This window comes from Dactylosporangium sp. NPDC051485 (genome assembly GCF_040682015.1).
Classification (GTDB): Bacteria; Actinomycetota; Actinomycetes; order Mycobacteriales; family Micromonosporaceae; genus Dactylosporangium.
Genome location: NZ_JBFAZW010000180.1, coordinates 1 through 14585 on the forward strand (window position 1 = coordinate 1; position 14585 = coordinate 14585).

A 14585-nucleotide genomic window follows, 5' to 3' on the forward strand; every position below is an offset into this window, starting at 1 on the left:
ACCACCGACGGTGGCACCGACCGGCGGCCGATCGCGGCGAACAGGTCCGTGAACATGCTGTCCGGGAACAGCTGCGGCTGGGCCTCCCCGGGCCGGTAGGTGGCCACGACGAGCACGGGGCGTCCGGCCAGGGCGACGGCGATGTGGCGCAGCACCTGGAGCGTCTCGCCGTCGGCGCGGTGCACGTCGTCGAGGACGACGAGCAGCGGGCCGCCCGCGCCGAGCCGCTCGCCGACGGCCTGGGCGAGCTGGAACTGGTCGCCGCCGCCGCGCCCCTCCAGCAGCGGCCGGAGCCGCTCGTCGCCGTCGCCGGCGAGCTCGCGCAGGATCTCGGCCCAGGCCCAGGCCGGCGGCGCGCCGTCGACCTCGGGGCAGCGCCCCCACGCGACCCGCCGGTCCTGCCGGGTCGCGAACGCCCTGACCAGGGTCGTCTTGCCGGATCCGGCCTCGCCGCCGACCCACACGATGCGCAGCCGGTCGTCCGCGGCGGCGGCGAGTGCCGCCAGCTCGGGTTCGCGGCCGATCGCCCCGCCGGCGGGGCCGGGGACCGCGTCCTGCCTGGGGGCGATGACCTCCACCCGCTCCTCGACCAGGTGCGGCGCCTGGGCGAGGACGTCGGCCTCCAGGGCGCGCAGGGCCGGCCCGGGGTCGACGCCCAGCTCGTCGCCGAGGCGGCGGCGGGCCTCGCGCAGCGCGGCGAGGGCGTCGGCCTGGCGCCCGGCCCGGTACAGCGCGGTCGCCAGCAGGTGGACCGCCTCCTCGCGCAGCGGGTGCTCCTGCACGTGCCGGTCCAGCTCGGGCACGATGAGCGCGGCCCGGCCCAGCCGCAGCGCCACCCGGCCGGATGCCTCCACCGCGACCAGCCGGAGCTCCTCGAGGCGGGCCGCCTCCGGGGTGGCCCACGGCTCGTCGGCGAACTCGGCGTACGCGGGGCCGGCCCAGCAGTGCAGGGCCGCCCGCAGCAGCTCGTCGGCGGCCCGCGGGTCGGCCTCGGCCAGCTCGCTGCCCCGCCGCAGCAGCGCCTCGAACCGCCAGGCGTCGACCTGCTCGTCGGGCAGGCGCAGCGCGTAGCCGGGTGCGGCCGAGACGACGACCGTGGCCGGCGTGCGGGGCGCCCGGCCCGGCTCGAGGACCCGGCGCAGGTTGGAGACGTACACCTGCAGCGCGGCGAGGGCCTTCGGCGGCGGCTCGCCGTGCCACAGGTCGTCGATGAACCGGTCGGTGGGCACCACGTGGCCGCCGGCGGCGACCAGCCGGGCCAGCACCGCCCGCTGCCGCGGCCCGCCGCCGTCGACCGGTGCCCCGCCGACCTCGATGCGCAGCGGCCCGAGCACCGCGATGTGCAGCATCTAGTGGAACAGCGAGCTCACGGACTCGCCGTTGTGGATGCGGCGCATGGCCTCGGCCATGGCCGGCGCGATGGACAGGACGCGAAGCTTCGGCACCCACTTGTCCTTGGGCAGCGGCACGCTGTTGGTGCACACGATCTCGAGGACGTCCTCCTGGGCCTGCAGCCGCTCCAGCGCGTCGCCGGTGAACAGCCCGTGCGTGCAGGCCACCCGGATGCTCGCCACGCCCCGCTCGCGGAGCCGGTCGATGAGCTCGAAGACGGTGCTGCCGCGGGCGATCTCGTCGTCCAGGACGATCACGTCGCGGCCCTCGATGTCGCCGATGACGGTGCCGATGACGACCCGGTCGTCGGAGAAGCGCTGCTTGGCCCCGGCGGCCACCGGTACCGACAGCATCCGCGCGAATGCCGAGGCCGGCTTCGCGTTGCCCAGGTCCGGCGACACCACCACGCTGTTGGACAGGTCGTGGCCGCGGAAGTGCCCGGCGATCTCGCGCAGCGCGTGCAGGTGGTCGACCGGCACCGAGAAGAACCCGTGCACCTGCGGCGAGTGCAGGGTCAGCGTGAGCACCCGGCTGGCCCCGGCCGCCGTGAGCAGGTCGGCGACGAGCCGCCCGCCGATGGAGATGCGCGGCTCGTCCTTCTTGTCGGAGCGGGCGTACGCGTAGTGCGACATGACCACGGTGGTGCGCGCCGCCGAGGCCCCGCGGGCCGCGTCCAGCATCAGCAGCAGCTCGACGAGGTGCTCCTGCACCGGGGGCACCAGCGGCTGGATGAGGAACACGTCCCGCTCGCGGCAGTTGGCCTGCAGCTGGACCTCGAGGCAGTCGTTGGCGAAGCGGTCCACCCGCACGGGGAGCAGCGGTACCTCAAGCTGCGCACAGATCTCCTCCGCGAGTGCGGGGTGCGCGCTGCCACTGAACACGGCGATGTCTCGCACGGGCGGGACTCCTCGGGGCCGGGATGGGGTCACCCCGTTGATACCACACGCACCCGCCGGTCGCGCTCGTGTCGAGCGTCGTCTGCCGGACAGCGCCCCCGCAGGACGTACCGGTCCACGAACTGGGCCACCGCGTCACGCACCGCCAGTGGTGCCTCACGGCGGGCGAGCACCGACTGGGCGGCGGTGAAGCAGGCCAGCGCGGCCGCGGCCAGGGCCGGGTCGGCCAGCCCATCGCGGGCGGCGCCGAGCCAGTCGCGGTGCCGGCGCAGGGGCGAGCGCAGGTGCTCGGTCGCGTCGGCCGCCGCCTGGGCGCCCTCGGGGTCGTCGAGCAGCGAGGTGACCACGGCGACCGGCACGACCCAGTCGTCGCCGGCCTGCTGGTCGATCATCCGCAGCTCCAGGTAGCCGCGCGGGCGCACCGGCGGCACCAGGGTGCCGAGGTGGCGCTCGAGGTCGGTCAGGGTCACCGGCCGCGGCCCGTGCCCGCGCAGCCAGTCGCGCATGGTGAGCCCGCTCGGCACGAGCCAGGGCTCGCCGGCCGCCGGCTGGGCGGTGGCGTCGAGGTCGGCCGGGGCGACCATCGCGACCTTGGCGGCGAGGGCGTAGCGGGCCCAGGCCGTGCGCGGGTCGGCCGTGCGCCGCGGTGCGCGGGTGCGGCTCGCGTCGGTGCCGAAGCGCAGCGCCTGCCGGTAGGAGACCCAGCGGCGCCCGGCCCGGGTCACGTGCGGCGAGTTGGCGAACGCGGCCATCATCACCGGCCCGATGGCGTCGGCGAGCCACCAGCGCCGGGTGAAGTGCGACCACTCGTCGGCCTCGGAGCCGTCGGTGCCCGAGTCCAGGCAGACCTGGATCGACGCCGAGTTCGTCATGACGGTACGCCCGCGCGTCCCCGCCCGGTCGTGGTACTCGGCCAGCGCCACGTAGCGCGGGTGGTCCGTCACCAGCCGTGGCCGGCGCACCATGTCCAGCCCGGTGCCCTCCAGCAGCAGCCCGTGCTCGGCCAGCCCGGCCCGCACCAGCGCCAGGTCCCCGGCCAGCGCGGCGACGCACGCGTCCATGTCGGCCCCGACCGCGCTGGACAGCTCCAGCTGCCCGCCCGGCTCGATCGTCACCGAGCTGCCGCCCGGCAGCGGGTTGCCGAGGTGGGCGAGCAGCCCGAGCAGCCGGCCCGGCGCCGGGCGGTGCAACGGCCGGCGGGCGTCACGCACGCAGTACTCCAGTTCCACCCCGACCCGCCCGACCGGCCCGACCCGGAACCCGGAGGCGGCGACGTACGCCGAGGCGGTGGCCTCGGTGAGGAGGATGGCGGTTGTCGTGTCGTTCACGGCGGCCTCCCGGAAGAAGGGTGCGTGCTACCCAGAGTGGTGTTGTGGTTGGGAAAAGTGATCGTTCAGGTCGTGCTGGGTGTGGCGGCGGCCCGACCGGCGGCGGGGTGCCGGGCGAGTGCACTCAATTAGGCGGTCAGCGGGGCGTTCTGTCCAGCGCCAGAGGACAACGCGCGATGAACACTCGATGGGAAGCCGCTGGATGGCCGCAGGATCTGCGGCCGGCCCGCGCCGGGACGCCAGATCCTACCTTCCGCCCCGCGCCCGAATTCCGCCGTGCGTGGTTATCGTTTTCCGTCACGGCCGCGCTGCTGCGCACAGTTGCCGAGCGGTCAATTGCCTGGCGTTTTGTGGATATTCGCCGAGCGGCGCCCTTACCCGCGGGGTGGCGTTTGCCACCGGCGGTTTCCCGGCCTGCGTGACGAGCGACCGGCCCCGCGCGGCGTGTGCGCGGGGCCGGTCGTCGGTGTGATCGGTCGGGTCCTACCAAGGGCTCGCGAAGTCCTGCGTCCAGAAGGGGACGCCGCGGGAGTCGTACGCCACCGCCACGCCCACGTTGCGGAACCGGCAGTTGAGGATGTTGGCCCGATGGCCGGGGCTGTTCATCCACGCGTTCATCACGGCCTGGGCCGTGGGCTGCCCCCAGGCGATGTTCTCGCCGTAGGCGGACCACCGGTACCCGGCCGCCCTGACCCGGGTCCCGGGTGAGCCGCCGCCGGGCGACCCGTGCGAGAAATAGCCACGTCCGGCCATGTCCCACGAGTGCTGCCACGCGGCGTTGCTCAGCCCTGCGCTCGGTGTGACCGGCCCGCACCCGGCCCTCGTGCGCACGCTGTTGGTGATGGCGATGACCCCGCGAGCCATGGCCGAGTCGGCCGCGAACGCCGGGCCGGCCTGGACCGCCGCGCCCGCCGCGACCGCACCAGCGACGAGCGTCACGGCGACACCCTTCCGGAATACCATCTCACCTCCACGAAGTAGAGCAGATGGCCTGAAACTAAGCCTCCGTTGGCTGAACGTCCTGAATCTGGGCAAACTCGTCGTACTGCACCATTGATGCGCTAGGGCGACGCTTGCCGCCCCTTCCCCCGTAACCGCCCCGTTCACCCTTGCGGGTGACCTTTTGCCGCCGCCCGGCTATTGCGCGGTCGGTGGGCCGTCGTCGAAATGCGGATCCGACGGTCATGATTGCGGTCCGCACGGAAATGATTGCCGGTCCGACGGAAATGGCGCCGGAGGTTCGGCGGCGCCCTGTCGAACGTGGAGCGACACGCAGCGTAGTGTCAGCCGGCCGCGACGGCGGCCGGCGACGGTGCGGTCAGGGTGGCGCCGGTCATGGGCAGGAGGTCGTCCAGGGCGGTGCGGGCGCCGAAGCGGTACGCGCGGTCGTAGTCCGGCAGGGGCAGCGCGGCGCGCAGGGCGGCGTCCGTCGACCGCCGCGACGGCAGCTCGCAGGCGGGGGTGGGGGCGGCGATCTCGCGGCGTACCACGTCGGCGGCGCCGAGCAGGGCCGCGGCGTGCGCCGGGTCGCCACCGCGGCGGCGGCACTCGGCCAGGGCCTCCAGGACGCTCGCGGTGCGCCACCGGTCGCCCACCCTGCGGTGCAGGGCCAGGCTGGCGCGCAGGCGCTCGGCCGCGGACGGCAGGCGGTCGTCGGCGAGGTCGACCCGGCCCAGCAGGTCCTGGGCCCAGGCCACGCCCTCGGGGAAGGCCAGCTCGGTGAAGCGGTCCAGCGCGTCGAGCAGGTGCCGCCGGGCGGCCGGCTGGTCGCCGCGGTAGTGGGCGACGGCGCCCAGGTGGGTCAGGCACGACGCGGCGGACTCGGCGTCGGCGAGGTCCCGGAAGGCGGCCAGGCTCCCAGCCAGCATGCCGGCGGCCGCGTCCAGGTCACCCGACAGCCAGGCGGTCGCGCCGGCGAGCTGGGTGGCGTGGCCCTCGCCCCAGGCGTCGCCGGAGTCGCGGTACAGCCGGCGGGCCTCGTCGAGATGGGTCATCGACTCGGCGTAGCGGGCGCGCTCGCGCTCGACGCTGCCCAGCAGGGTGAGGAGGCGGCCCCTCGCGGCGGGGTCGGCGCCGGTCAGCGGGAGCGCCGCGCGGGCCAGCGCCGCGGCGGCGGGGTAGTCGCAGGCGAGCATGGCCAGGGTGGCGGCGGCGCAGGACGCGGCCACCCGGGCGGGGGCCGGCGCGTCGGGGCGCCGCTCGAGGGCCTCGGCCAGCCACTGGCGGCCCTGGGAGTACCCCCCGATGAAATGCTGGAAGGGCGCCATCGCGGCGGCCATGCGCAGGTCGGCGTCGGCGGCGCGGCCGGGGCGCGTGGCCAGCCGGGCGAGGGCGGCGCGCAGGTTGTCCTGCTCCAGGGTGAGGGTGCGCAGCCAGTCGCGCTGCCCGGGGCCCCGGATGCCGGCGGCGGCGCGCTCGGCGAGGTCGAGGTAGTGCGCGGCGTGGGCGTCCAGCGCGGCGGCGGCCTCGTCGGGGCGTTCGGCGAGGCGCGCGGCGGCGTAGGCGGCGACGGTCTGCAGCAACCGGCCGCGGTCCCGGTCCGCGGCGAGGGGTTCGGCCGGTGGCGGCCGCTCACCGAGCGCGCCGGCCAGCAGTGAGCGTTCGGCGAGGGCGCCGAGCAGCCCCGGGCGGTACGCCGGAAGGATCGACACCGCCGCCTCGCTCCACCCGCCGTGGAAGACGGCGAGCTGGCGCAGCAGGGCCTGCTTGTCCGGCGACAGGAGGTGATAGCTCCAGTCGAGCGCGGCCCGCAGGGTGCGGTGGTGCTCCGGGCCGGCCGCCTTCGCGTCGGCGAGCACGCGGAAGCGGTCGGCGAGCAGGCGGCGCACCTCGGGCACCGACAGCAGCGCCGCGCGCGCCGCGGCCAGTTCGACGGCCAGCGGCAGGCCGTCCAGCGCCGCGCAGATCGCCGCGGCGGCCGGCAGGTGCGCGGCGGGCAGCGGCCTGCCGGTGCGCTCGAACATCCGCGTCTCGAACAGCCGCAGCGCCGTGTCCTTGTCGAGCGGCTCGACCCCGACCACGGTCTCGTCGGCCAGCCCGAGCGCCTGCCGGCTCGTGACGAGCAAGGACAGCCCCGGGTGTACCGCGAGCAGCCCCTCCACCAGCCCCGCCACCCCGGCCGCGACGTGCTCGCAGTTGTCCAGGACGAGCAGCAGCTCCCCGCGGCCGGGCGCGGCGGGCCGGACTTCCCGCGGCGGACCCGGCCGCGTCGCGCCGGTGGCCGCCGCGCCGATGCGCTCGGTGCTCGCGACTGCCGGCTCGGTGGCTGCCACGGCGGTAGGCCCGGTGTTCGCTGCGGCGATGGGCTCGGTGGCTGCCGTGGTGATCGGTGTGGCGGCTGCCTGGGCGATTGGCTCGGTGGCTGCCGCGGCGATGGGATCGGTGGGGGCGTCGGGCGCCGGGGTCAGGGCCGCGACCAGGGTGTCCAGCTCGCCCAGGTCGGGCCGGCGGGTCACGCCCAGCGCGTCGAGCACGAACCCGGCGGGCGACTGGTCGTCCATCGTGGACAGATCGACGAACCGCACCGGCCGGCCGGCCGCCGCCGCGATGGCGACCCGGGTCTTGCCGCAGCCGGCCGGGCCGACCAGCGACACCAGCCGCCGCCCGCCGCCGTCCAGCAGCCGGCGGATCGCGCGCACCAGGCTCTCGCGGCCGACCAGCGTGGTGAGCGGGGCGGGCAGCGCCGCCGTCGCGCTCGACGCGGGGTCCATCCGGCGACTGTACCGTCCACCTGGACGCCCGCCATCTGCCCGGCCAGGCTCGCGGCGCGCGGTAGCGTTGAGGCGAAACGACCCGCGCGCCTTCGTTGGGGGGAGAAGGATCCGCCGTGGCTTTCCTGGTCGAGATGCCCGACGGTGGTTACCTCGAGGTCGAGGAGCGCGATGACATCGCCCCGGACGACCAGAGCGTCGTGGGTGTGCTCGGCGCCTCCCCGCTGGAGGGCACCGGCCTCATCACCTTCGGCGCCGCGGTCGTCACCGGGCTGACCGAGCAGGAACAGGACGACTTCGCCGACTGGCTCTACGACCGGGTGGTGATGTTCGCGGAGCTCGGCGGGGAGATCGACGGCTGGCTGCGCCGCGACGATGGCACGTGGGAGGTGCGCGCCTTCCGGTCGCCGCAGTGATCCGCCGTACGACGTGCCCGGCGACAGCGACGAACGTCACTGATCAAATGCTGAACGGACGATGAACACGGGGCCGCGAGGACATCACGGCAACCGCTACGCTTGCGGGCGATGACGATGGTGATCGAGGCCCAGGGCGCCGGCCGGCAGCTCACGGTCGGGGCCGCCACCGAGGTCGGCCGGCGGTATGCGGCCAACTTCGACGTGCTGCACGCCGCCGAGCTGCAGCGCCGCCCCGGCCTGTGCGCCGTGGTGGCCGACGGCATGGGCGCCAGCGAGGGCAGCCGCACCGCCGGGCGCATGGCCGTCGACGTCTTCACCGCCGCCGTGCAGCAGCACCGCGGCCCCGTCGACCCGGCCCCCCTCTTCGCCGCCGTCGCCGACGCGCAGCGCCGGGTCCGCGCCGCCGGCCAGGAGCTGCGCGAGCTCACCGGCTGCACGCTGACCGCCCTGGTCGCCGACGCCACCGGGGCGTGGGTGACGCAGATCGGCGACTCCCGGGTGTACCGGCTGCGCGGCGGCCTGCTGGAGCTGCTCACCGTCGACCACACCGCGGCCTGGCTCGGTGCCGTGCACGGGTGGTATCCGGCCGACTCCCCGCAGGCGGCCGCCGCCCGCTACCAGCTGCACCGCTTCATCGGCCACCCGCAGCTGCCCGAGCCCGACGTGCTCAGCGTGACCATGTTCCCCGGCGACGTCTACTGCCTGTGCACCGACGGGATCGCTGAGCAGGTGCCGTACCAGTTCATGGAACGCACCCTCGGCAGCGGTGCACCGCCGGACGTGATGGCCTCGACCCTGGTCACGGCGTCGCTGGAGGCCGGCGGCCGGGACAACGCCACCGCCGTCGTGGTCAAGGTCTCCTGAGCGGTCGCCGCCGACCGTCCCGCCCGACTCCTCACTACGCCCGTAGCACGTCCCAGACATCGCTCGCGGCGATGCTCGGCCGTCTCGTCCCCTGCTCCGGGGTGTCGTCGGCGCGCGTGAGGGCTGAGGCCCGTCCATACCGAGCGACATCACCGCCGCGGCGGCTCGGACGGGGGTACCGGTGCGGTCGTGCTGCGGGTAGCCGAATGGTGACCTCCTCGAGGCCGACGACCCCGGCCCGGTAGCGCTCGCCGGGCGAGCCGTCGCGGCGCTGGACGGCGTGCGTGCCGGAGCGGACGCCGGCCGGCGGCGGTCTGGACGACGTAGGCGGGCGTGGCCGCGTGCCGATGGCGGGCGGCCGGCGTGGCCGGGGACGGGTGGGGGCCGGGGCGGGATCAGGGGTCGGCGGGCAGGGTGCGGTTGCGGCCGGAGAGGACGGCGGGGACGGCCATGGCGGCGGTCAGGGTGCACAGCAGGGCGGCGGGCAGGGTCCAGGCGCCGCTGGCGTCGTGCAGGGCGCCGATGAGGACCGGGCCGCCCGCGGCCAGCAGGTAGCCGACCGACTGGGCCATCGCCGACAGCGCGGCCGTCTGGGCCTGGCCGGTCGTGCGCAGGCTGAACAGCGAGAGGCAGACCACGATGGCCATGCCGGAGCCGAAGCCGGCCAGCAGTACCGCGGCCAGGGCGAACGCCGGCGTCCACGGCAGCCACTGCAGGCCGGCCACGCCGGCGCCGATGCAGACCACGGAGGCCAGGCCGACCAGGCGCTGGTCGGGGTGGCGGCGGATGAGGACCGGGACGATCAGGTTGGCCGCGACGGCCGCGGCGAGCAGGGCGAAGAGGTGCCAGCCGGCCACGCCGGCGGGGATGCCGTGGTCGCGCTCCATCGTCGGCAGCCAGGCGACCAGGACGTAGAAGCACAGCGACTGCAGGCCCATGAACAGCGTGACCTGCCAGGCCAGCGCGCGGCGCCAGGGCAGCGCGGAGCGGGCGGCGGGCTCGGCGGCGGCGGTGTGGGCGCGGGCCTGCGGGGCCCAGATGGCGGTGGCCAGCACGACGGGCAGCGCCCAGGCGGCCAGGGCGGGGCTCCAGCCGCCGAGCGCGGCGGCCAGCGGCACGGCGGTGCCGGAGGCGACGGCGGCCACGATGCTCTGGGTGGCCGAATATCCGCCGGTGAGCTGGGCGACGCGGTCGGGGAAGTCGCGCTTGACGACGCCGGGCAGCAGCACGTTGAAGCAGGCGATGGCGGCGCCGACGGCCACGGTGCCGGTCCACAGCTGGGTCGGCACGGAGCGCACGGCGATGCCGGCGACGAGCAGCAGCAGGGCCAGGACGAGACTGCGCTCGAGGCCGATGCGGGCGGCGACGCGCGGGGCGAGCAGCGAGAACCCGGCGAAGGCCAGCAGCGGCAGCGTGGTGAGCAGGCCGGCGGCGGAGGAGGACAGGCCGAGGTCGGCGCGGATGTCGGCGACCAGCGGGCCGACCGACGTCAGCGGCGCGCGGCCGACGGCGCCGATGAGCAGCACCCCGGCGACGAGGAGCGCGACGGCGCGGCGCATCGCGGCCCGGGGGTCCTGGCCTGGATCGGGGCGCGGCGCAGCCTGGCGGCGCTGCCGCGGGTCGGCGCGCGTCGCGGGCCGGCGGCGACCGCGGGGATCGGGGCGCATCACAGCGTGGCGGCGATGGCGCGGATCGCGGCGCTGAGGTCCTGTGGGGTCGGCGCGTCGTCCTCGTTGATCAGCGCCTGGACCAGCACCCCGCTGATCAGCGCCTGGTAGAGCGAGCCGATCTGGTCCGCGCGGGTCGGCTCGAGCTCGGCGTCGATGCCGTGGAACACCTCCGCCCACAGGCGGCGGGCGTCGCGCATCCCGTTGGTCAGCATCGTGCGCACGTCCGGCGAGTGCTCCATCTGGATGAACGCGTCGAACGTCGCCAGGAGCAACTGCCGGCGGGTGCGCACGGTCGCGAGCATGTACTCCCAGTACCGCTCGAAGCGCTCGGCGCCGCTCAACGACGCTGCGTTGGCCGACATCACCGCCTCGGCCAGCTCCATGCCCCAGTTCTCGATGGCCCGCTCCAGCGCGGCGTTGAGCAGGTTGGTCATGCCGCCGTAGTGGTAGCCGATCGAGCCCAGGTTGGTGCCCGACGCCTCGACGATGTCGCGCGCCGTGGTGCGGGCGTAGCCCTTCTCGTAGAGGCATTTGACGGCGCCCTCGAGGAGGTCTTCGCGGTGTCCCATGGCTCACGATCTTACTATACGCCCGTGTTATACGGCCGTTCTATACAAACGTGTAGCACGCCTGTATGGTTCCCGGCATGGACATCCTCATCTCCGGCGCCAGCGTCGCCGGTCCTTCGCTGGCGTTCTGGCTGCAGCGGTACGGGCATTCGGTCACCGTCGTCGAGAAGGCGCCCGCGCTGCGGGGCGGCGGCTACGCGGTCGACTTCCGCGGCAAGGTGCACCTCGCGACGCTCGAGCGGATGGGGCTGCGCGCCCAGCTCGAGGCGCGGGCCACGCACATGGGCGACATTGCGCTCGTCGACGGCGAGGGTGCCCAGGTCTCGGCCCTGCCCTCGGCGATCTTCAGCGGCGATCTCGAGGTGCTGCGGGGCGACCTGGCCGAGGTGCTCTACGGGGCCACGCGGGGGCGGGTGCGCTACCGCTTCGGCGACCAGATCACGGGCATCGCGCAGGACGCGCACGGGGTCGACGTGACCTTCGCGCATGGCGAGCCGGGCCGCTTCGACCTGGTGGTCGGGGCCGACGGGGTGCACTCCGCGGTGCGGCGGCTCGTGTTCGGCGACGACCCGGCGCACCGCAAGCCGCTCGGCGTCTACGGCGGCGTGTTCACCATGCCCGGCACGATGGGGCTGCGGCGCACCGGCATCATCTACAGCGAGCCCAACCGCTCGGTGTCGGTGATGTCGCCGCACGGCGGGGACCAGATCGTGTCGATGACCTTCGCCGAGCCGGGCCTGGACTTCGACCACCGCGACGTGGAGCAGCAGCGGCAGCTCATCGCCGAGCGCTTCGCCGGCGTCGGGTGGCGCACGGCCGAACTGCTGGCGGCCATGGGGCGGGCCGAGGACTTCTGGTTCGACGAGACCACGCAGATCCGACTGGACCGCTGGTCGCAGGGGCGGGTGGTGCTGCTCGGCGACGCCGGGTTCGCCGGCGGGCCGGGCGGCAACGGCACCGGGCTGGCCGTCGTCGGCGCCTACGTGCTGGCCGGTGAGCTCGACGCGGCGGGCGGGGACCACGCGGCGGCGTTCGGGCGGTATGAGCGGCTGCTGCGGCCCTACGTGGCCACCTGCCAGCGGCAGGCAGACGGCAGCCCCGACTTCCTGGTGCCCTCGACCTGGAAGAAGATCGCCCAGCGCAACCGCTTCTTCAAGACGGTGCGGTATGTCCCGCCGGCGCGGCGCCTGTTCAAGTACCTGGCGACGAGGACGGCCACGGCGTTCGAGCTGCCGGACTACCGGCTGCCCGCGCTGGTGTAGGCGAGTGGCCTGGGTCACACCATGGGTACTCACGGGAACATAGGGCACCGTTTGTAACTTAAGCCTGACACGCTCAACCTACTGATGGCAGGTGTGTCCTGATGGCAACGCTCCCGGTTCTCCCACTCAACGACGACGTCCTGCTCCCCGGCATGGTCATCCCCGTGACGCTCGACGCCTCCACGCAGGCGGCCGTCGACGCGGCGCGCGCCGCCGGCGACAAACGGGTCCTCGCGGTCCCGCGGGTCGACGGCGAATACGGCTCCTTCGGCGTCATCGCCGTGCTCGACAAGGTCGGCCGGCTGCCCAGCGGCGAACCGGCGGCCGTCATCCGCGGCCTGGACCGGGCCCGCATCGGCGCCGGCGTGCCCGGCCCCGGCGCGGCGCTGTGGGTCGAGGCCACCCCGCTGAGCGAGCCCGCACCGGCCGGCAAGGCCCGGGAGCTGGCCCGCGAGTACAAGGCGCTGGTGATCGGCGTGCTCCAGGAGCGCGGCGCGTGGCAGGTCGTCGACACCGTCGAGAAGATGACCGACCTGTCCGAGCTGGCCGACTCGGCCGGCTACGCGCCCTGGCTGACCCTGAGCCAGAAGATCAAGCTGCTCGAGGCGCCGGACGTCACCGCCCGGCTGGAGCTGCTCGTCGAGTGGGCCCGCGCCCACGCGGCCGAGCAGCAGGTCAACGAGAAGATCAACCACGACGTGCGCGAGGGCCTGGAGAAGACCCAGCGCGAGTTCCTGCTCCGCCAGCAGCTGGCGGCGATCCGCAAGGAGCTCGGCGAGGACGAGCCCGACGGCTCGGCCGACTACCGCGCCCGAGTCGAGGCCGCCGACCTGCCCGAGAAGGTCAAGGAGGCGGCGCTGCGCGAGGTCGGGCGGCTGGAGCGGGCCAGCGACCAGTCGCCGGAGGCCGGCTGGATCCGCACCTGGCTCGACACCGTGCTCGAGATGCCGTGGAACGCGCGGACCGAGGACAACACCGACCTCGCCGCCGCCCGCGCGGTGCTCGACGCCGACCACGCCGGACTGGCCGACGTGAAGGACCGCATCCTGGAGTACCTCGCCGTGCGCAACCGCCGCGCGGAGAAGAACCTGCAGGTCGTCGGCGGCCGCGGCTCCGGCGCCGTGCTGGCCCTCGCCGGCCCTCCCGGGGTGGGCAAGACCAGCCTCGGCGAGTCGGTGGCCCGGGCGCTGGGCCGCAAGTTCGTCCGCGTCTCGCTCGGCGGCGTCCGCGACGAGGCCGAGATCCGCGGCCACCGGCGCACCTACGTCGGCGCGCTGCCGGGCCGGATCGTGCGGGCCCTGCGCGAGGCCGGCTCGATGAACCCGGTCGTGCTGCTCGACGAGGTCGACAAGCTGGCCGTCGGCTACGCCGGCGACCCGGCCGCGGCCCTGCTGGAGGTGCTCGACCCGGCGCAGAACCACACGTTCCGCGACCACTACCTCGAGGTCGACCTCGACCTGTCCGACGTGCTCTTCCTGGCCACCGCCAACGTGGTGGAGACCATCCCCGGCCCGCTGCTGGACCGCATGGAGCTGGTGAGCCTGGACGGGTACACCGAGCAGGAGAAGGTCGCCATCGCCCGCGACCACCTGCTGCCACGGCAGCTGGAGCGGGCCGGCCTGGAGCCGGCCGACTTCGCCATCACCGACGAGGCGCTCGCGCGCATCGCCGGGGAGCACACCCGCGAGGCGGGCGTGCGGCAGCTGGAGCGGGCCCTCGCGAAGATCCTGCGCAAGGTCGCGGTCGCGCTGGCCACCGACCCGGCGCCGGTCGCGGTCGGGGTGGACGACGTGGCGACGTACCTGGGCCGGGCCCGGTTCACGCCCGAGTCGGCCGAGCGCACCGCCGTGCCCGGCGTGGCGACCGGCCTGGCGGTGACCGGGGCGGGCGGCGACGTGCTGTTCATCGAGGCCACCTCCATGGAGGGCGAGCCGGGGCTGACCCTGACCGGCCAGCTCGGCGACGTGATGAAGGAGTCGGCGCACATCGCGCTGTCGTACCTGCGCTCCAACGGCCGGCGGCTCGGCATCGACCCGAACCGCCTCGCCGGCCGGCGCATCCACCTGCACGTGCCGGCGGGCGCGGTGCCCAAGGACGGCCCGAGCGCCGGCATCACGATGGTGACGGCCCTCGCCTCGCTGGCCACCGGCCGCCCGGTGCGCCCGGAGTTCGGCATGACCGGCGAGGTCACCCTGGCCGGCCGGGTCCTGCCGATCGGCGGGGTGAAGCAGAAGCTGCTCGCCGCCCACCGCGCGGGCCTGACCGAGGTCATCATCCCGAAGCGCAACGAGCCCGACCTGGACGACCTGCCCGAGGAGGTCCGCGCCCAGCTGACCGTGCACGCCCTGGCCGACGTGGCCGACGTCCTGGCCCTGGCCCTGCGCCCGGCCTCGGAGGCCCAGCCGGCCGACGGCCGGGCTGGCGGCGCCGACGGCCCGGCCGTCCCGGACTACGTGCCGGCCGGCATCTGACGCC

At 75.0% G+C, this 14585-nt stretch carries 11 protein-coding genes; 4 read left to right on the top strand and 7 right to left on the bottom strand.

Annotated features, from left to right (window positions below):
• The 5 genes from AB0M46_RS48970 to AB0M46_RS48990 all read right to left on the bottom strand — a co-directional run.
• Nucleotides 1-1349, bottom strand: a 1349-nt coding sequence (locus tag AB0M46_RS48970; protein WP_363348187.1) for a BTAD domain-containing putative transcriptional regulator, incomplete at its 3' end; no start/stop codon positions are given.
• Nucleotides 1350-2288, bottom strand: a complete 939-nt coding sequence (locus tag AB0M46_RS48975) for a ribose-phosphate pyrophosphokinase (protein WP_363348189.1) — start codon at nucleotides 2286-2288, stop codon at nucleotides 1350-1352.
• Between the two features lie 29 nt (nucleotides 2289-2317).
• Nucleotides 2318-3616: a glutamate-cysteine ligase family protein gene (locus AB0M46_RS48980; protein WP_363348191.1), complete on the bottom strand. Its 1299-nt coding sequence runs from the start codon at nucleotides 3614-3616 to the stop codon at nucleotides 2318-2320.
• Nucleotides 3617-4099: 483 nt separating this feature from the next.
• Nucleotides 4100-4555 (bottom strand): CAP domain-containing protein, encoded by a 456-nt coding sequence (locus AB0M46_RS48985; RefSeq protein WP_363348194.1) that lies wholly within the window; start codon nucleotides 4553-4555, stop codon nucleotides 4100-4102.
• Nucleotides 4556-4899: 344 nt separating this feature from the next.
• Nucleotides 4900-7326: a hypothetical protein gene (locus tag AB0M46_RS48990; RefSeq protein WP_363348196.1), complete on the bottom strand. Its 2427-nt coding sequence runs from the start codon at nucleotides 7324-7326 to the stop codon at nucleotides 4900-4902.
• Nucleotides 7327-7442: 116 nt separating this feature from the next.
• On the opposite strand from AB0M46_RS48990, the gene AB0M46_RS48995 reads away from it, so the two are divergent.
• Nucleotides 7443-7742 (top strand): hypothetical protein, encoded by a 300-nt coding sequence (locus AB0M46_RS48995; RefSeq protein WP_363348198.1) that lies wholly within the window; start codon nucleotides 7443-7445, stop codon nucleotides 7740-7742.
• A gap of 111 nt (nucleotides 7743-7853) precedes the next feature.
• Complete coding sequence (locus AB0M46_RS49000; protein WP_363348200.1) at nucleotides 7854-8609, top strand: protein phosphatase 2C domain-containing protein; 756 nt, start codon at nucleotides 7854-7856, stop codon at nucleotides 8607-8609.
• Nucleotides 8610-9004: 395 nt separating this feature from the next.
• Here the strand turns inward: AB0M46_RS49000 and AB0M46_RS49005 are convergent, their stop codons facing one another.
• Together AB0M46_RS49005 and AB0M46_RS49010 are read right to left on the bottom strand one after the other, a co-directional pair.
• Nucleotides 9005-10168, bottom strand: a complete 1164-nt coding sequence (locus tag AB0M46_RS49005) for an MFS transporter (protein WP_363348202.1) — start codon at nucleotides 10166-10168, stop codon at nucleotides 9005-9007.
• Between the two features lie 107 nt (nucleotides 10169-10275).
• A complete protein-coding gene (locus tag AB0M46_RS49010; RefSeq protein ID WP_363348204.1) occupies nucleotides 10276-10848 on the bottom strand; it encodes a TetR/AcrR family transcriptional regulator in 573 nt (190 codons plus the stop codon).
• A gap of 77 nt (nucleotides 10849-10925) precedes the next feature.
• On the opposite strand from AB0M46_RS49010, the gene AB0M46_RS49015 reads away from it, so the two are divergent.
• Both AB0M46_RS49015 and lon read left to right on the top strand, forming a co-directional pair.
• Nucleotides 10926-12110, top strand: a complete 1185-nt coding sequence (locus AB0M46_RS49015; RefSeq protein ID WP_363348206.1) for an FAD-dependent monooxygenase — start codon at nucleotides 10926-10928, stop codon at nucleotides 12108-12110.
• Between the two features lie 101 nt (nucleotides 12111-12211).
• Nucleotides 12212-14581: an endopeptidase La gene (lon, locus tag AB0M46_RS49020; RefSeq protein WP_363348208.1), complete on the top strand. Its 2370-nt coding sequence runs from the start codon at nucleotides 12212-12214 to the stop codon at nucleotides 14579-14581.
• Nucleotides 14582-14585: the final 4 nt, after the last annotated feature.

What these genes read in the sequence shown, in the direction of transcription:
- lon (WP_363348208.1), top strand. Translation starts at nt 12,212, where the DNA reads ATGGCAACGCTCCCGGTTCTCCCACTCAACGACGACGTCCTGCTCCCC.
- AB0M46_RS49015 (WP_363348206.1), top strand. Translation starts at nt 10,926, where the DNA reads ATGGACATCCTCATCTCCGGCGCCAGCGTCGCCGGTCCTTCGCTGGCG.
- AB0M46_RS49005 (WP_363348202.1), bottom strand. Translation starts at nt 10,168, where the DNA reads ATGCGCCGCGCCGTCGCGCTCCTCGTCGCCGGGGTGCTGCTCATCGGC.
- AB0M46_RS48990 (WP_363348196.1), bottom strand. Translation starts at nt 7,326, where the DNA reads ATGGACCCCGCGTCGAGCGCGACGGCGGCGCTGCCCGCCCCGCTCACC.
- AB0M46_RS49000 (WP_363348200.1), top strand. Translation starts at nt 7,854, where the DNA reads ATGACGATGGTGATCGAGGCCCAGGGCGCCGGCCGGCAGCTCACGGTC.
- AB0M46_RS49010 (WP_363348204.1), bottom strand. Translation starts at nt 10,848, where the DNA reads ATGGGACACCGCGAAGACCTCCTCGAGGGCGCCGTCAAATGCCTCTAC.